14 protein-coding genes are annotated in these 16,467 nt (G+C 69.6%); 6 read left to right on the forward strand and 8 right to left on the reverse strand.

All coding sequences use genetic code 11. The annotated features are described in order from the left end of the window. The first annotated feature begins 41 nt into the window (after window positions 1-41). Window positions 42-641: a YdeI/OmpD-associated family protein gene (locus tag ACZYZ3_RS16415; protein ID WP_463964876.1), complete on the forward strand. Its 600-nt coding sequence runs from the start codon at window positions 42-44 to the stop codon at window positions 639-641. Window positions 642-686: 45 nt separating this feature from the next. On the opposite strand, the gene ACZYZ3_RS16420 is transcribed toward ACZYZ3_RS16415, so the two are convergent. The 5 genes from ACZYZ3_RS16420 to ACZYZ3_RS16440 all read right to left on the reverse strand — a co-directional run bounded on the left by ACZYZ3_RS16420 (window position 687) and on the right by ACZYZ3_RS16440 (window position 7,846). Then, on the reverse strand, window positions 687-2,603 hold the full coding sequence (locus ACZYZ3_RS16420) for a glycogen debranching N-terminal domain-containing protein (RefSeq protein WP_463964877.1): 1,917 nt from the start codon (window positions 2,601-2,603) through the stop codon (window positions 687-689). 65 nt (window positions 2,604-2,668) lie between these two features. Continuing rightward, a complete protein-coding gene (locus tag ACZYZ3_RS16425; protein WP_463964878.1) occupies window positions 2,669-3,844 on the reverse strand; it encodes an ABC transporter ATP-binding protein in 1,176 nt (391 codons plus the stop codon). Beyond that, window positions 3,841-5,433, reverse strand: coding sequence for an ABC transporter permease (locus ACZYZ3_RS16430; protein WP_463964879.1), 1,593 nt, complete (start codon window positions 5,431-5,433; stop codon window positions 3,841-3,843). Before ACZYZ3_RS16430 ends, ACZYZ3_RS16425 begins: the two co-directional genes overlap by 4 nt. A gap of 4 nt (window positions 5,434-5,437) precedes the next feature. Then, window positions 5,438-6,493 carry an iron ABC transporter substrate-binding protein gene (locus ACZYZ3_RS16435; RefSeq protein WP_463964880.1) on the reverse strand — a complete coding sequence of 352 codons (1,056 nt, stop codon included), beginning with the start codon at window positions 6,491-6,493 and terminating at the stop codon, window positions 5,438-5,440. A 165-nt stretch (window positions 6,494-6,658) separates the two neighbouring features. After that, the gene (locus ACZYZ3_RS16440; protein WP_463964881.1) at window positions 6,659-7,846 is read right to left on the reverse strand and encodes a glycoside hydrolase family 76 protein; all 1,188 of its coding nucleotides are present in this window, start codon (window positions 7,844-7,846) and stop codon (window positions 6,659-6,661) included. A gap of 145 nt (window positions 7,847-7,991) precedes the next feature. On the opposite strand from ACZYZ3_RS16440, the gene ACZYZ3_RS16445 reads away from it, so the two are divergent. Beyond that, window positions 7,992-8,825 (forward strand): SDR family NAD(P)-dependent oxidoreductase, encoded by an 834-nt coding sequence (locus tag ACZYZ3_RS16445; protein ID WP_463964882.1) that lies wholly within the window; start codon window positions 7,992-7,994, stop codon window positions 8,823-8,825. Then, window positions 8,822-10,048, forward strand: coding sequence for an acyl-CoA dehydrogenase family protein (locus ACZYZ3_RS16450; RefSeq protein WP_463964883.1), 1,227 nt, complete (start codon window positions 8,822-8,824; stop codon window positions 10,046-10,048). Before ACZYZ3_RS16445 ends, ACZYZ3_RS16450 begins: the two co-directional genes overlap by 4 nt. A 7-nt stretch (window positions 10,049-10,055) precedes the next feature. Here the strand turns inward: ACZYZ3_RS16450 and ACZYZ3_RS16455 are convergent, their stop codons facing one another. Beyond that, window positions 10,056-10,913 (reverse strand): DUF1684 domain-containing protein, encoded by an 858-nt coding sequence (locus ACZYZ3_RS16455; RefSeq protein ID WP_463964884.1) that lies wholly within the window; start codon window positions 10,911-10,913, stop codon window positions 10,056-10,058. Next, window positions 10,910-11,521 carry a TetR/AcrR family transcriptional regulator gene (locus tag ACZYZ3_RS16460; protein ID WP_463964885.1) on the reverse strand — a complete coding sequence of 204 codons (612 nt, stop codon included), beginning with the start codon at window positions 11,519-11,521 and terminating at the stop codon, window positions 10,910-10,912. The genes ACZYZ3_RS16455 and ACZYZ3_RS16460 overlap by 4 nt, the downstream gene beginning before the upstream one ends. 178 nt (window positions 11,522-11,699) lie before the next feature. Between ACZYZ3_RS16460 and ACZYZ3_RS16465 the strand changes: the two genes are divergently transcribed. From ACZYZ3_RS16465 to ACZYZ3_RS16475, 3 genes are all read left to right on the forward strand, one after another. Next, complete coding sequence (locus ACZYZ3_RS16465) at window positions 11,700-12,380, forward strand: NADPH-dependent F420 reductase (protein WP_463964886.1); 681 nt, start codon at window positions 11,700-11,702, stop codon at window positions 12,378-12,380. A gap of 130 nt (window positions 12,381-12,510) precedes the next feature. Beyond that, window positions 12,511-15,327 carry a phosphoenolpyruvate carboxylase gene (gene ppc, locus ACZYZ3_RS16470; RefSeq protein WP_463964887.1) on the forward strand — a complete coding sequence of 939 codons (2,817 nt, stop codon included), beginning with the start codon at window positions 12,511-12,513 and terminating at the stop codon, window positions 15,325-15,327. A gap of 44 nt (window positions 15,328-15,371) precedes the next feature. Next, window positions 15,372-15,677, forward strand: a complete 306-nt coding sequence (locus ACZYZ3_RS16475; protein WP_463964888.1) for a hypothetical protein — start codon at window positions 15,372-15,374, stop codon at window positions 15,675-15,677. 16 nt (window positions 15,678-15,693) lie between these two features. On the opposite strand, the gene ACZYZ3_RS16480 is transcribed toward ACZYZ3_RS16475, so the two are convergent. Continuing rightward, entirely contained in the window at window positions 15,694-16,320 is a 627-nt protein-coding gene (locus ACZYZ3_RS16480) for a DedA family protein (protein ID WP_463964889.1), read from the reverse strand. Window positions 16,321-16,467: the final 147 nt, after the last annotated feature.

The following is a 16,467-nucleotide window of genomic DNA, read 5'->3' on the forward strand; positions in this document are numbered from 1 at the left end:
CCAAATGGGTGTCCGTGGTCAGTGCGGAGCAGAATGGTGCCATGGCTGGTGAACTTGAGGAACTGCTGGTGAAGGATGCCGCCGAGTGGCGCGCGTGGCTGGAGCGCCACCACGCCCGGAGCCCCGGCGTGTGGCTGGTGCTGCACAAGAAAGGGGGCTCGGTGACGGAGCTGGACTACGAGGCCGCCCTGCAGGAGGCCCTGTGTTTTGGCTGGATCGACGGCCAGGGCCGGCGGCGTGATGCGGAGAGTTCGTTCCAGCGGATGACCCGGCGGGGCCCGAAAAGCATGTGGTCGGCCCGGAACGTGGAGCGGATCGGGCGGCTCGAGGCTGCCGGCAGGATGGCGCCTGCCGGCCGCGCCGCCGTCGCCAGCGCCAAGGCGGACGGCCGCTGGGAAGCCGCCTACTCCGGCGCTGGGACGGCGGAAGTACCCGAGGATTTGGCGGCGGCGATCGCCGCCGAGCCCCGGGCGCAGGCGATGTTCGATGTCCTGACCTCGGTGAACAGGTATGCCCTGATTTACCGGACCAACGCCGTCAAGCGGGCTGCCGCGCGGGCGACGAAAATCGCGGGATTCGTTGAGATGCTCGCCCGGCACGAAACGCCCTATCCGCAGAACAAACGTCCCCCGGCCACCTGACCGGTACGGTCCCTTCCCGGCCCCGAGACAGCCCCGGGCCGCCCCCTAGAACCCGACGCCCATGGCCTGGGCTATCACCACGGCAGACGCCGAGGACCACGCCTGCGGATGGCACGACGCCGGATAGGGCACCGCGTGGCCGGACTCCTCGGCAGTGATGCCGGCGAACAGTTCCGGCAGGCGGTGCCCGAAGGAGCCGGACGCGGCCAGCAGGCCCTCGGCGATGGTCCGGGCTTCGGCGAGGAACCCCTCGGCAAGCAGCCCCCGGACCGCTATCGCGGTGTCGTGGCTCCAGACCGAACCGCAGTGATAACTGAACGGCCAGAAACCGGCGGCGCGTCGGGACATCGTGTGCACGCCGTAGCCGGAGAACAGCTCCGGGCTGAGCAGCCGGTCCGCCACGAGCCGGGCTTCCGAGGCGTCCAGGATTCCGGTGCCGAGCAGGTGCCCCATGTTGGAGCCCGGGATGTCCAGCGGCTCGCCGTCCCCGTCGAGGGCCATCGCGGGGAAGGGGCCGTCGTCGTCCTCGACCCAGAACCGCTCGCGGAAGTTCTGTTGCAGCACCTCGGCAAAGTCCCGCAGTGCCTGGGCGCCAGGCTCGCCATAGGCGTCAAAGAGATCGGCGGTGTCCACCGCGGCCTGGTAGGCGTAGCCCTGCACCTCGGAGAGCGCGATCGGGCCCTCGGCCTGCCGGCCGTCGCGGAACTGCAGGGCGTCCCCGGAGTCCTTCCAGCCCTGGTTGCTGAGCCCGTGGCCGGTCGTGTCCTGGTAGCTGAGGAACCCGCCGTTCGTGCTTCCGGGCGCACCTGCGGCGGCCAGCAGCCATTCCACCGCCCGGGCCGCGTTGGGCAGCAGCGAGCGGACCGCGGCGTCGTCCAGGCCGGCCTGGCCGAGTTCGGCCAGCAGGCACAGCCACAGCGGGGTGGAATCCACGGCGCCGTAGTACACCGGGGGCAGGCGCAGGCCCTGGCTCTCCAGGACGAGTTCCTTGGCCCGGAGCTCGTGCAGGATCTTGCCGGGTTCCTCGGCGGCTCCCGGATCGTGCTTCGTGCCTTGGAACGCCGCCAGGGCACGCAGCGTGCCGGCGGCGAGCCCGGCATCGAGCGGCAGGAGCAGCCGCGCGGCCCAGAGCGAGTCGCGGCCGAACAGGGTGAAATACCAGGGCGCCCCGGCGGCAGCGAACGGCGCGTCGGGCAGGGTCCGCGTGGCCAGGCGAAGGCCGGCGAGCTCGTCGAGTGCGTTGTCCAGCAGCAGGCCCAGGGCGCCGGAGGGTTCGGCGCGGACCCTGCGCGAGGCGGGCGGCGGGGCTGCCACCACGGCGTCCTCGCTGTCGGCCAGGACGGCCTGCCATTCCACCGCGAAGGGGCGTCCGCGTCCTGCCTTGCCGCGCCAGAGGAGCCGTTCGCCTGACATGACGCTGCCGGGTGCTGCGACGGTCAGGGACCGTGCGCCGTCGCGCCAGCGCAGCGTGGAATCGTCTGCGGAGAACGGCTCGGAGGGCTCCCGGAAGCGGCTGAGCCGGATGGCGGCCATGTCGGTAAAGTCCGCGGCTAGCTGGATTTCAATTTCCACGTCGAGCGCCTCGAGGGACGTGCTCAGTTGCAGGAAGTGCCGGACGACGCCGGGCGTGACCGTCCAGGTCTGGAGAAGTTCGACGGCGGGGTCCTCGGTTGGGCCCGGGATGCCGCGGACCAGCCCCCGCACGCGCAGCACACCGCCGGCCTCGGCCTCCACCGTGGCGGGCTCCGGCGCCAGGCCGTTCACCCGCACCTCGGCCCGGGACAGCATCCGGGTGTCCCCGTGCAGCAGCCCGGTGAACCAGCCACCGCCCGCGGCGGCGGGGGAGCCCGCGCCGTCGGAGGCGGCGTGGCCGCTGGCGAGCCGCCCCTCGGCGTCGAGCCACAACTGGGTGGGGGCGGCAACAGAGCAGTGCTGGCGGTGGAGCGCTGGCTGAACAGTCATGCGCCCCACCCTATGCCGGGAGCCGGACCGGCTCAACGGAACCCGCGGGCAACGCCCCGCGGCGGCTACGCCGGGGGCAGCTCTTCCATCGGGAAGGCCACCGCTTCGCCGACGACGCGGAGGCACAGTTCGGTGCCCGGGCGGGCGATCGAGGCGTTCCAGTGCCGGATGGTGATGATTTCGCCGCCGCCGGGGTAGCGGTGGTCCGCCACGGCCCCTTCCGCGAGGACGGGAGGGACGGCGAGCTTAAGCCGCACGGTGGTTTCGGGCCCGAAGTAATCGGTGTCCACCACGACGCCGCGGATCGGGCCGTCCTCGGCGATCCGGATCTGTTCCGGCCGCAGCATGAGCTGGACCCGTCCCTGCGCCGGGGGCCGGCGCACCGGGATGCCGCCCAGGGAACAGGTGGCAAGGGAGCCTTCCATCCAGGCGTCGAGGATGACGGCGTCGCCCAGGAATTCCGCGGTGGCGCGGTCCGCGGGGCGGGTGTAGACGACGAACGGGTTGCCGATCTGCGCGAGGCGTCCGCCGCGCATCACCGCGACCTGGTCCGCAAACGACAGCGCCTCGCCCTGGTCATGGGTGACCAGGATGGTGGTGACGCCGGCGTCCTGGAGCACCTTGCCCACCGCGCGGCGGGTGGCGACGCGCAGGCCGGCGTCCAGGGCGGAGAACGGCTCGTCCAGCAGCATCAGTTCCGGCTCGCGGGCGAGGGCGCGGGCCAGGGCGACCCGCTGCTGCTGCCCGCCGGAGAGCTGATGCGGGCGCCGCTTGGCCATGGCGGCGTCCAGGGAGACCATGTCCAGCAGCTCGGCCACCCGGTCCTTCACGCCGCGGTGCCCGCCGGGGAGCTTGCCGGCGTCGAGTCCGAAGGAGATGTTCTGCCCGACGCTCAGGTGCGGGAAGAGCGCGCCGTCCTGAGCCACATAACCCACCTGGCGCCTGTGCGCAGGCACCCAGACGCCGTCTCCGGCCACCTTGGCGCCGTTGAGCAAGATACTGCCGGTATCCGGGTGCTCAAACCCGGCGATCAGCCGCAGCAGCGTGGTCTTGCCGGAGCCGGAGGGCCCCACGATCGCCGTCGTGCCGCCCTTGGCCACCGACAGGTTGACACCCATAAGGACGGCCTGGGGGCCGAAATTCTTGGTGACGGCGTCGATTTCCAGGTGGTTGTTGGTGCTGGTGGCCACGGAGGCGGCGACCCGCGGTTGCGGGAGCCGGGAAGGGCTGTACTGGGTCACTGTCCCGCTGCTTTCTTGGACTGCTGGAAGAGGAGGTAGGTCATGGGCGCCGAAATCAGGATCATCAGCAGCGCGTACGGGGCGGCGCCGGCGTAGTCGATTTCGCTGCTTTTGCTCCAGAACTCGGTGGCGAGCGTCCGGGTGCCGTTGGGGGAGAGCAGCAGTGTCGCGGTCAGTTCGTTCACGATGGCCAGGAACACCAGCGCGGCGCCGCCCGCGGCGGCCGGGGCGGTGAGCCGCAGCGTGACCCGGAGGAAGGCCAGCAGCGGCGGCTTGCCGAGTGCCTGGGCGGCCTCGTCGAGTTCCTTCGGTGCCTGGGACAGGCCGGAACGGATGTTGACCAGGGCCCGCGGCAGGAACAGCAGCACGTAGGCCGCGATCAGCAGCGCCGAGGTCTGGTAGAGGCTCGGCGCCGCCTTGATGCTGACCGTCACGAAGGCCAGGCCCACCACGATGCCGGGCATGGAGCTCGTGATGTAGTTGGACAGCTCCAGGGCCTTGCTGAACCAGCTGGGGTGCCGCACGGCCAGATACGCCATCGGGAACGCCACGACGGTCGTGGCCAGTGCGCCGGCGAGGCCGTACATCAGGGTCTGCAGCAGGGCCGGCAGGAACTCGTCGGCCGCCCAGATGTCCGGGCCGCCGGCGATGATCCAGCGCAGCACGAACGTCAGCGGCAGCCCGAACGCCAGTGCGGTGAGCGCGGTCAGGAACAGCTGGGCCGGGAGCTGGTAGGCGTGTAGCGGAAGGCGCAGGGCGCGGGCCTGGGCGCCGGGGCCGATCTTGGCGTAGCGGGCGCTGCCGCGGCTGCGCACTTCAAGCAGCAGCAGGATCAGGCACAGGAACACGAGCACGCTGGCCAGCATGTTCCCGGCGGTGCCGTTGAAGGTGGACTGGTACTGCACCATGATCGCGGTGGTGAACGTGTCGAACCGGATCATCGCGAAGGCGCCATACTCGGCCAGCAGGTGCAGGGAGACGAGCAGCGCCCCGCCGGTCATCGCGATGCGCAGTTGCGGCAGCACCACGCGGAAGAAGGTGCGCCACGCGCCCAGGCCCAGGGACGCTGCGGACTGTTCGATGGCCGGGTCCAGCCGGCTGAGCGCGGCGGCGGCCGGGATGTAGACGAGCGGGAAATAGGAGAGCGTCGCGACCAGCACGCCGGACCACAGGCCCTCGAGCGACGGCACCGCGGAAACCCAGGCGTAGCTGTTGACGAAAGCGGGGATAGCCAGCGGGGCCGCGAGCAGCACGGCCCACCATTTGTGCCCCCTGAGCTGGGTTCGTTCCACCAGCCACGCGCCGCCCACACCGAGGACCAGGCACAGCGGCACGGTGATCAGCATCAGCAGCACGGTGTTGAGCAGCAGCTCGCCCACGCGGGCCCGGAAGATCAGGTCCACGGCGGTGTCCCAGCCGGTGGCGGCCGTCATGACGATGACGTAGCCCAGCGGAATCAGCGCGAACAGGGCGATCAGGACCGCGAGGACGGCAACAATGGAAACGCCGAAGGGCGGGCGGGGGCGCTTGCCCCTGCCCGCCGTCGTCGTGCTTCCGGGTGTTCCGGGAGCCGCCAGCTTCGTTGTCACGTGGCTAGAGCAGTCCTGCCTTGGTCATCAGCTCGGTGACCTTGGCGGAGTTCAGCTTGGCCGGGTCCACCGTCGGTGCCTGCAGTTCCGCCAGCGGGACGAGCTTCTCGTTGGCCGGGACGTCGGAGGCGATGGCGTACTCGAAGGAGGTGCCCTTCTGCAGGACTTCCTGGCCCTTCTTGCCGGTGATGAACTTGACGAAGGCCTGGGCCGCTGCCGCGTTCTTCGAGGAATTCAGCACGCCGCCGCCGGAGACGGACACGAACGCGCCCGGGTCCTGGTTCTTGAAGTAGTGCGGGCTGACGTTCTTGGAGTTCTCGCCGGTCTTGGCCTGGTCGCCGTAGTAGTAGTAGTGGTAGATCAGGGCGGCGTCGACCTCACCGGCGTTGACCGCCTTCATGGCCGTGCTGTTGCCCTTGTAGGCCCTGGAGTTCGCCTTCATGCCCTTCAGCCATTCCTCGGTGGCGGCTTCGCCCTTGAGTTCCAGCAGGGCGGAGACGATCGCCTGGAAGTCGGCGCCGGACGGCGAGGCCGCCCACTTGCCCTGCCACTCCGGCTTGGCCAGGTCCAGCATGGATGTGGGCAGCTGGTCTTCGCTCAGCTTGGCCTTGTCGTACACCAGTACGGTGGAGCGGGCTGCGATGCCGGTCCACTTGTTGGTGGAGGGACGGAATTCGGCGGGCACCTGGTCGATAGTGGCCTTGTCGACGTCGGCGAAGAGGCCGGCGTTTTCCACCTGGGCCATGGCCGGGGAGTTTTCGGTGAGGAAGACGTCGGCCGGGGAGGCCTGGCCTTCCTGGATGATCTGGTTGGACATCTCGGTGTCGGAGCCCTGCCGCATGGTGACCTTGACGCCGGTTTCCGCGGTGAAGGCGTCGACCCATTCCTTGGTCAGGGACTCGTGTTGGGCGTTGTAGACCGTGATTTCACCGGTGACCGTGCCGCCAGCGGGGGCGCTGCTGCTGGGGGAGGTGGAGGCGCCGGAGCCACAGGCGGCCAGGCCGAGAGTGGCGGTGGCGGCAAGTGCGATACCTGCCAGCGCGTTCTTGCGGATCTTCATGGGGCTGCTTTCTGGAGGAAGGTCGTAGGAACCCCAGCCCCCCTGTGAGCGGGGAAGTTAGGGCATGCTCACTACGAAAAACTGTAGGTTAGCCAAACCTAACCAACCAAGCTGAAAGCGCCTTAAGTGATAAGGATCACATCAATTACGAAACTATTGCGTGACTTAATTCCCGGTGGCGATGGCGGCGGCCGCTTCGAGCACCATCCAGGCCTGCAGCTGGGTGGAGAGTTCGACGGCGGCGCCTGCCGGGTAGGTGTCCCGCGCCGGCAGTTCGGGGCGGCTGGAGAACACGATCCGGCCGCCCTGGCGGGCGAGGGGTTCCCCGGCCGGCAGCAGGCGCCGGCCCTCCCAGAAGGCCTCGGCGGTGTCGGTGACGAGCGTCGCGGCCGTCACCCGGGTCGCGGCGGGAAGCCGCCCGTCGACGGCGGCGAGGGAAAGGTACCGGGCGAGGATGCCGGTGAACAGGCCGCCGTCGCCGGTGCCCTCGCAGCGCAGCACCGCGGCGCCGCGCCCCGCCAGGGGTGCGGGGAGGGTAAGGCTGCGTGCCACCGCCGCCACGAGTGAGGCGGCGCGGGCCAGGTTGGCCTCGCCGCCGAGCTCCAGCAGCGCGCCCAGGACCGGGCCCTGGTTGTAGGTGTAGATGGCGCTTTCCAGCACCACGTCGCCGCCGGGGGCAATCCGGAGGCCGTCGCGGTACAGGCCCTGTTCGGGGTCGAACAGCCGGGCGTCCAGCCAGTCCAGCAGGGCCTGCGCCTTGGCCGCCTGGCCGGTGCGGGCGAAGTGGAGCGCCACCGGTGCCGTGGCCGGGGTGTTCTTGAAGTCCCGTTTCTTGCTCCAGAAGGTGCCGCCCCCGAGGTCGTCCGTGGAGGCGGAGTCGAACTGCAGCGTAAGGGTCTGCAGGATCCTGGCGTTGCGGCGGCGTCCGGCTTTCATGCGGCTGTCCCTGGCGAGGTTCTCCAGCCGCAGCGTGGACAGTGCCAGCCAGGCCATGTCGTCGTAGTAGTTGTTGACGACGGTGAGGAAGTTGCGCAGCCGGATTCCCGTGACGAGCCGGGAGGCGAGCCGGCCGGCGCTGGGCCGGTTCCCGCCGTCGAACCGGTTCCCGGGCCGTCCGCCCGGGCCGAGTTCGCGGCGTCCGGTGTCCACCAGGGCGTCCATGTAGTGGGCCTGCCACCAGTAGTGCCAGGGCCGGGCCAGGTTCCTGAGCCGGCCGGAGGGCCGGACGGTCGCGGCGAGGTGGGTTCCCGGCAGAAAAAAGAGCCGCTGCCCGAACAGCCTGGTCACCGAGCGGGCGGCTTCGTCGGCCCGGAAAGACCAGTTGGGTGAGGTGTAATTGTCGGCCGGGGTCATGGTTCCAGCCTAGTAGCGGCCGGGTAATGGTGCGGAATGCCCGTATTCCAGTTAACATTCATTAACTAACGTTCGCGGTGCGGCCGTGACGCTGCGCGCAGCGTCCCTGCAGGCCCGGGCTCCGGTTCCACATCAAGGAGGATGCATGGATATCAAAGGTACTGTTGCGCTGATTACGGGCGGAGCCTCCGGTCTGGGGGCCGCGACGGCGCGGCGCCTGTTCGACGCCGGCGCCTCGGTGGTCCTGGTGGACCTGCCAGGCTCCGCCGGCGCGGCCTTCGCCGCCGAGCTGAACGCCGGGGGCACCGTCCGGGCAGAGACCTCCGGGGCCGGCAGCCCGATGCTGCCGGGGCGCCGGGCGGTCTTCGTTCCCGCCGACGTTACCAGCGAGGGCGAGATTCAGGCCGCCGTCGACGCCGCCGTCGCCCTCGGTCCGCTGCGGATCGTGGTCAACTGTGCCGGGATCGCCACCCCCGGCAAGGTGCTGGGCCGGGAGGGCGCACTGCCGCTGGAGAGCTTCAACCGCGTCATCCAGATCAACCTCGTGGGCACCTTCAACGTCATCCGCCTGGCGGCGGCCGCGATGGTGGCCACCGAGCCGGTCGTGACCGAGCTCGGCGGGCCGGAGCGCGGCGTCATCATCAACACCGCCTCCGTCGCCGCGTTCGACGGCCAGATCGGCCAGCCGGCCTACGCCGCCTCCAAGGGGGCCGTGCACGCGATGACACTGCCGATCGCCCGCGAACTGGCGCGCTCGCTGGTTCGGGTGGTCACCATCGCGCCGGGCATCTTCGAGACGCCCATGATGGCTGGACTGCCGCAGGAAGCCCAGGACTCACTCGGCCAGCAGGTGCCGCACCCGTCCCGGCTGGGCCGCCCGGCCGAGTACGCTCTCCTCGCCGCGCACATCGTGGAGAACGCCATGCTCAACGGCGAGACCATCCGCCTCGACGGCGCCATCCGGATGGGACCGAAATGATGCAGGCCGCACTCGCCGATTCCCCTGCTCCCGCTGAATCCGTCGCGGGGCTGCCGACCGCCGATTTCTTCGACTTCGAGTCGATGCTCAACCCTCGTGAACAGGCAAAGCTGGCCGAACTGCGGGTGTTCCTGGCCCGCGAGGTGGCACCGTTCGCCGGCGAGTGGTGGAATAAGGCCGAGTTCCCCGTACACATCCTGCCCAAGCTCGCAGCCCTGGAGCTCAGTGCCCCGGCCCAGCGCGGCTACAGCAACCTGTTCGCCGGTCTGGTCATTGCCGAGATGACCCGGGTGGACACCTCGCTGGCGACGTTTTTCCTGGTCCACCACGACCTCTTTGTCGAATCGCTCTACGGCTTCGGCTCCGAGGAGCAAAAGGCGCGCCTGCTCGAGGACGCCGCCAGCCTCCGGACCACCGGGGCATTCGCCTTGACCGAACCCGAGCATGGCTCCGACGTGGCCGGCGGCATGGAGACCGTCGCCCGGCGTGTCCGGGGCGGGGCGCCCGACGGCGGGGACAGCTGGGTGCTCAACGGCGCCAAGCGCTGGATCGGCAACGGGACGTTCTGCGACTACATGCTGGTGTGGGCCCGCGACGAGGCCGACGGCGGCATCCGCGGCTTCATCGTGGACGCCACCCTGCCGGGGGTGAGCCGGAGCAGGATCGAGAACAAGATCGCGCTGCGCACGGTGCAGAACGCCGACATCGTCTTCAAGGACGTGCAGGTGGCCGAGTCGGACCGCTTCGCCGGGATCAACAGCTTCGAGGACACCAATGAGCTGCTGCGCGGCTCACGGATCATGGTCGCCTGGCAGGGTGTTGGCCAGCAGCTGGCGGCGTTCGACGTCGCCCGGCAGTACGCCATCGAACGCCGGCAGTTCGGGCGCCCGCTGGCGAAATTCCAGCTCGTCCAGCAGCAGCTGGTCACGATGCTCGGCAATGCCGTCGCGAGCATGGGCATGATGGTCCGGATCGCGCAGCTGCAGGACCAGGGCGCCGCGGACATGCCGCAGGTGGCGCTGGCGAAGTCCTATGTGAGCGCCCGGATGCGGGAGACCGTGGGGATGGGCCGGTCCCTGCTGGGCGGCAACGGGATCGTCACCGACTACCGGATGGCCAAGATCTTCGCCGACGCAGAGGCGATCTACACCTACGAGGGCTCGTTCGAGATCAACACGCTGATCGTCGGCCGGGCCGTGACCGGAGTGTCCGCGATCGTCTAGGCGTGATCTAAAACAGCGCGGGCTCTTTCTCGCCGGCCTCGATCCGGTAGTCCAGGCTGTTGTTTTTCACCGGCATGGGGCAGGTGCCGTACGGGGTGAAGGCGCTGGGGTAGTTGATCGCCCGGTTGAAGTCCAGGACCACGGTCCGGTTTCCCAGGGAGTCGACGCGGGGCCGGGCCGTGGAAAGCTTCCGCCACTCGGCAGTTGCCAGTTCCGGCGGGGCTGCTCCATTGGTCTCGTCATGGAACGTCACCGTCAGCGCGCCGAGCTTCTCCGCTTCGGCCTGCAGGTGGAAGTCGTGGTCCTTGCCGGGGAGCCGGAACACCAGTTCGCCGACGGACCGGTGGACGCCGTCGACCAGCGGGTTGGCGGTGCCGATCGGGACCTCGACCGGCTCCGGATAGGGGTGGAAGCTGGCCTCGACCACCAGGTCCGGCCGGTAGTCGAAGGCGGGAACGCCGTCGAACCCGGTGAACACCGGCGACTTCGAATCCCGGGTGCGCACGGCGTACTTCTCGGCGCGCATGGCGAGTTCCACCATGACCTGCCGTCCGTCCGTGCCGCCGTACTGGACCCACAGCAGCGATTCCTCATTGGCCAGCGCCGCGCTGATGGTGCCGTCCACGGGCTCGCCGGTCTTCACGAGGGTCAGTCCCTCGGCCGCCGCGGCGGTGAGGAACGCCGTCGTGCCGTCCGTGGACCAGAGCCCGGGGACGAGCTCGACCTCCGACGGCCGGTCCTCCAGCCACTGGAAGGAGGTCAGGGTCAGCCAGCCGTACGCGCTGGCCAGGGCCGTGTTGCGGCTGTTCCGGAAGCGCTGCCAGCGGGCGAGCTGGGCGTGGGGATCGGGGTGCAGGGTGTTCACGGGTTCCTCCCGAGGCTTGCGGACACGAGTTGGGCTGCGGTGTGGCGGGCGGCGGTGGCGGCCGCCGGATCGGCGTCGAGCACCCCGCTGGCGAGGCCGCCGTCGAGGACCAGGGTCAGGCCGCGGGCGAGCTGGTCCGGATCCGGGGCGCCGGCCTGGGCGGCCAGGTTCCTGATCCAGGTCCGGATGTGCTCCTTGTGCGCCACCGTCCGTGCGTGAATGCGGGTTCCGGAGGCGGATTCGGCGGCGGCATTGATGAAGGCGCAGCCGCGGTAGCCGTCGCGGCCGCAGGCGCTGGCTAGGGCGTCGAACAGCCCCACGAGCTGGTCTGCGGCATCAGGTCCGGCGGCTTCCGCCGCGGCGTGGAGCTGCCCGGTCCAGACCCCGTCGACCTTCTCCAGGTAGGCGAGGATCAGGTCATCCTTGGCCGGGAAGTACTTGTAGAACGTGGCCTTCGCGACGCCGGACTCGGCGATGATCGTGTCGATGCCGGCGGCCCGGAGCCCCTGGGCGTAGAAGAGCCGGAAGGCCGTGGCGAGGATCTTGTCCCTGGCCTGCCCTGCTGGCGTGCGGGCGCCCTGTGGTGCTGCGGCTGCTGGCGGCGTCATGGCTCCATCGTACCCAGACAAGTCTGTCTACGGTTGCCGTAGACAGGTCTGTCTGGTAACTTCCTGCTGAGGGGTAGACGGAATTGTCTACCCGGGGATGTCCTGAAACCGGCCATCCAGAATTGAACCATCCAGAATTGAACCATCCAGAACTGAACCATCCAGAACTGAGGACGCCGTGAAGATTGCTGTATTGGGAACCGGGACCGTTGGCCCCACGGTTGCCGCGGCACTGTCCGCCCTCGGGCATGACGTCGTGATGGGCACGCGGGACCCGAAGGCGACGCTGGCCCGGACCGAGCCCGGCGCGACGGGCGGCCCACCCTTTGCTGCATGGCACGCGGCGCACCGCCGGATCGGCGTGGCCACGTTCGCGGACGCCGCCGCCCGCTCGGATCTGGTCGTCAACGCCACCAGCGGCGCGGGCTCCCTTGAGGCGCTCGCCGCTGCGGGGGCGGCAAACCTGGCCGGCAAGGTGGTCATGGATGTCGCGAACCCGCTGGACTTCTCCCGCGGCTTTCCGCCGTCGCTGACCCCGGTGAACACCGACAGCCTCGGTGAGCAGATCCAGCGGGCCTTCCCGGAAGCCCGGGTGGTCAAGACCCTCAACACGATGACTGCCAGCGTGATGGTGGATCCGGCGAGTGTGGCCGGGGGCGAGCACTCGGTCTTCGTGTCCGGAAACGACGCAGCGGCCAAGGAGATCGTGGGCGGGCTGCTCACGGGCTTCGGGCACCGGGACATCATCGACCTGGGCGACATCACCACCGCCCGCGGCGCCGAAATGATGCTGCCCCTCTGGGTGCGGCTCTGGGGCGCGCTGGGCACCGGAGCGTTCAACTTCAAAATCGCGCGCTAAGGAAACGGACACTATCTGAGACGGATTCCCTGCCGGCCGTGGCTGCGGGTAGCATCCTAAGGAAGAAAGTAACCCGGCTCACAGTATCCAGCGCAGTGTACGAGCCAAGTCCTCTCGAAAGATTGTTTCCATGGCTGACACTGCAACGAATCCCGGCGCCGATCTCGCCTCCGAACTGCGCGCGGACGTCCGCCGGGTCTCCACCCTCCTCGGCGAATCCCTGGTCCGCCAGCACGGCCCCGAACTCCTGGATCTGGTGGAGCAGGTGCGCCTGCTGACCAAGGAGTCCAAGGAAGCCGCCCGCGGCGGAGCGGATGCCACCGGGCCGTGGAGCTCACACGACGTCGTCGCCCAGGTCCGCGAACTGCTCGGCTCCCTGCCCCTGGACCAGGCGACCGACCTGGTCCGCGCCTTCGCGTTCTACTTCCACCTGGCCAACGCCGCCGAGCAGGTGCACCGGGTCCGCGGGCTGCGCACCCGGCAGGAAAAGGACGGCTGGCTGGCCAAGGCTGTCACCGACATCGCCGGCCTGGCCGGCCCCGCGGTGCTGCAGGAGGTCGTGAACGAACTCGACGTCCGGCCCATCTTCACCGCGCACCCCACCGAGGCCTCCCGCCGCTCCGTGCTGGACAAGGTCCGCCGGCTCTCCGACATTCTCGCCGAGAGCACCGCGGAGGGCACCTCCGCACGCCGCCGACAGGACCGCCAGCTCGCCGAAGTGATCGACCAGATGTGGCAGACCGACGAACTCCGCCAGGTCCGGCCCACGCCGGTGGACGAGGCCCGGAACGCGATCTACTACCTCACCGGAATCCTCGGCGACGCCATGCCGGAGATGCTCTCTGACCTCTCCGAACTGCTCGCCGAACACGGTGTCAGCCTCCCCGCGGAGAAGGCTCCGATCCGTTTCGGCTCCTGGATCGGCGGCGACCGGGACGGCAACCCCAACGTCACCGCGGCCGTCACCCGCGAAATCCTGCAGATCCAGAACCAGCACGCCATCCGGATCAGCATCGGCCTGATCGATGGGCTGATCTCCATCCTGTCCAACTCGACGGCGCTCGCCGGGGCGGACCAGGAGCTGCTGGACTCGATCGACGTCGACCTCAAAAACCTCCCGGGCCTGGACCGCCGTGTCCTGGAATTGAACGCCCAGGAGCCGTACCGCCTCAAGCTCACCTGCATCAAGGCCAAGCTGCTCAACACCGGCCGTCGCGTGGCGGCCGGAGCGGCGCATGAACCGGGCCGCGACTACACCGCCACCGCGGAGCTCCTCGCCGAGCTGGCCCTGCTGGAGCGCTCGCTGCGTAACCACCACGCCGCGCTCGCCGCCGACGGCGCCCTGGCCCGGGTCCGGCGCGCCATCGCCTCCTTTGGCCTGCATCTGGCCACCCTGGACATCCGCGAGCACGCCGACCATCACCACGATGCGGTGGGGCAGCTGATGGACCGCCTCGGCGGCCCGGGCGTCCGGTACGCGGAACTCAGCCGTTCGGAGCGGCTTGAGGTGCTCGGGTCCGAGCTCGCCTCCCGCCGCCCGCTGTCCGGCCACCCGGTCAAGCTCGACGGCGTCGCCGACGGCACCTATGACGTCTTCCGTGAGATCCGGCGGGCCCTGCGCACCTACGGCCCGGATGTGATCGAAACGTACATCATCTCGATGACCCGCGGCGCGGATGACGTCCTGGCCGCGGCCGTGCTGGCCCGCGAGGCCGGCCTGGTCAGCATTTTCGGCGCGGCCCCGTACGCCCGGATCGGCTTCGCCCCGCTCCTGGAAACCGTGGAGGAACTCCGGGCCTCGGCCGAGATCGTGGACGAGCTCCTCTCCGACCCCTCCTACCGCGAGCTGGTCCGGCTGCGCGGCGACGTCCAGGAGATCATGCTCGGCTACTCGGACTCCAACAAGGAATCCGGGGTCATGACCAGCCAGTGGGAAATCCACAAGACCCAGCGCAAACTCCGGGACATCGCGGCGAAGCACGGCGTCCGGGTGCGCCTCTTCCACGGCCGCGGCGGTTCCGTGGGGCGCGGCGGCGGGCCGACCTACGACGCCATCATGGCCCAGCCGAACGGGGTGCTGGAAGGCGAAATCAAGTTCACCGAACAGGGTGAAGTCATCTCGGACAAGTACTCGCTGCCCGAACTCGCCCGCGAAAACCTGGAGCTGTCGCTCGCCGCGGTCATGCAGGGCTCCGCGCTGCACCGCACACCGCGCACCTCGGAGGACCAGCGCGAACGCTACGGCCACGTGATGGAGACCATTTCCGATGCCGCCTTCGCCCGGTACCGGACACTGATCGATGACCCGGACCTGCCGGCCTACTTCATGGCGTCCACCCCGGTGGAACAGCTGGGGTCCCTGAACATCGGCTCCCGGCCGTCCAAACGGCCGGATTCCGGCGCGGGCCTCGAGGGCCTGCGGGCCATCCCGTGGGTGTTCGGCTGGACGCAGTCCCGGCAGATCGTCCCGGGCTGGTTCGGCGTCGGCTCCGGGCTCAAGGCTGCCCGCGAGGCCGGCCACTCGGCCCAGCTGGTGGAGATGATGGACGGCTGGCACTTCTTCCGCTCGGTGCTCTCCAACGTGGAAATGACGCTGGCGAAGACGGACATGGACATCGCCGGCTACTACGTCTCCACGCTGGTCCCGGCCGAACTCCATCACCTGTTCCGCACCATCCGGGCCGAATACGAACTGACCGTCACCGAGATCCAGAACCTGACCGGGGAGGACCTGCTGCTCGACGCGCAGCCCACCCTGAAGCGCTCCCTGGAGATCCGGGACCAGTACCTCGACCCGATCAGCTACCTCCAGGTGGAACTGCTGCGCCGGATCCGTTCCGAGGCCGCCGCGGGGAGCATGCCCAACGGTGAGATCGACGAGCGTCTCCAGCGCGCCATGCTGATCACGGTCAACGGCGTGGCGGCGGGCCTGCGCAACACCGGCTAAAACCGGTGCGGAGGGCAGGCGGCTCGTCCCGCTAGGGTTGTTCCATGCCGTCGTTCCAGACCAGACTGAAGATCACCGGGCTCAAGCCGGGCAACCCGCCGGAGGCCGTGATGGCCGCGGCCGTCGAAGCCCTGGAGGCGCGGCACCACGTCGAGGCGAACCAGCTGGATCTGGCCGGCGGGGTTCCGCAACTGAACCTGCGCTTCCTGGTCGAGCCCACCTCGTCCAGCGGCGAGAACCGCCAGGCGCTGGAGTCGGCCGCGATGATGCGCGACGCCGTCGAACGCGTTGCGGTGACCGGCCACCTGATGGTGCTCCGCCGCAACCGCGGCCGCTGGGCGCCCGTCTAGGCAGGTGCCGGCCGCCTCAGAAGTCGAGTTCCTCGTCGGGTCCGTCCGCGACGGGGGAGCCATTGCCGCGCCGCCGCGTGACGATCACGCCCAGGATGACCCCGACCAGGACCCCGACGCCGACACCGATTAGGGAGCTCGCCCAGAACGGCAGCCCGGTGGCCGCGCCGGTGACATAGCCGAGGCTGACGGACCAGACAGCCCAGAGCAGGCCGCCGAGGCCCGCACAGAGGCTGAATCCGCGGGTGGAGACGTTGGCGATGCCAGCGGCGGCCGTCGTCGCCAGCCGGCCGCCCGGGATGAAGCGGACGCCGATGATCGCCCCGTAGGTGGTCGACCGGCCGGCTTTCCCGATGGCGGTGTGCACGGCCTGATGGAAAGCCCGGCCCCAGCGCCAGCGGTCCAGGGTATGGCTCAGGCGCCGCTTGAAGAGCTGGAAAACCATGATGTCGCCAAGCCAGGACGCCGCCGCGGCAAGGAGCACCACCAGAAAGGCGTTGGCGCGCCCGACGGCGGACAGCGCGCCGCCGGTGATGACCACCATTTCGGAAGGCAAGGGCGGGAAAATGGCGTCGCCCATAACAACCGGGATGATCCAGAAATAGATCGCGTCCCCCCAGCCGTCCGCGCTGCCGAAGTCCATGGGCACAAGTTACCGCATTTCCGGACCGGCGCCCGTCCGTGACGTGGCGGGCCGGCCGGCGGTTGACGGTAGGCGGTGGACGCGGGCCGCGGGCCGCGGGCCGCGGGCCGCGCGCCACCGGCCACGGGCGGTGGCGCATGGGCGGCC

It is taken from the genome of Pseudarthrobacter linnaei (genome assembly GCF_055412825.1).

Bases quoted from the DNA above. Each gene is read 5' to 3' on its own strand.
- ACZYZ3_RS16445 (WP_463964882.1), top strand. From the start codon at position 7,992: ATGGATATCAAAGGTACTGTTGCGCTGATTACGGGCGGAGCCTCCGGT.
- ACZYZ3_RS16450 (WP_463964883.1), top strand. From the start codon at position 8,822: ATGATGCAGGCCGCACTCGCCGATTCCCCTGCTCCCGCTGAATCCGTC.
- ppc (WP_463964887.1), top strand. From the start codon at position 12,511: ATGGCTGACACTGCAACGAATCCCGGCGCCGATCTCGCCTCCGAACTG.
- ACZYZ3_RS16460 (WP_463964885.1), bottom strand. From the start codon at position 11,521: ATGACGCCGCCAGCAGCCGCAGCACCACAGGGCGCCCGCACGCCAGCA.
- ACZYZ3_RS16475 (WP_463964888.1), top strand. From the start codon at position 15,372: ATGCCGTCGTTCCAGACCAGACTGAAGATCACCGGGCTCAAGCCGGGC.
- ACZYZ3_RS16415 (WP_463964876.1), top strand. From the start codon at position 42: ATGGCTGGTGAACTTGAGGAACTGCTGGTGAAGGATGCCGCCGAGTGG.
- ACZYZ3_RS16435 (WP_463964880.1), bottom strand. From the start codon at position 6,493: ATGAAGATCCGCAAGAACGCGCTGGCAGGTATCGCACTTGCCGCCACC.
- ACZYZ3_RS16420 (WP_463964877.1), bottom strand. From the start codon at position 2,603: ATGACTGTTCAGCCAGCGCTCCACCGCCAGCACTGCTCTGTTGCCGCC.
- ACZYZ3_RS16480 (WP_463964889.1), bottom strand. From the start codon at position 16,320: ATGGACTTCGGCAGCGCGGACGGCTGGGGGGACGCGATCTATTTCTGG.
- ACZYZ3_RS16440 (WP_463964881.1), bottom strand. From the start codon at position 7,846: ATGACCCCGGCCGACAATTACACCTCACCCAACTGGTCTTTCCGGGCC.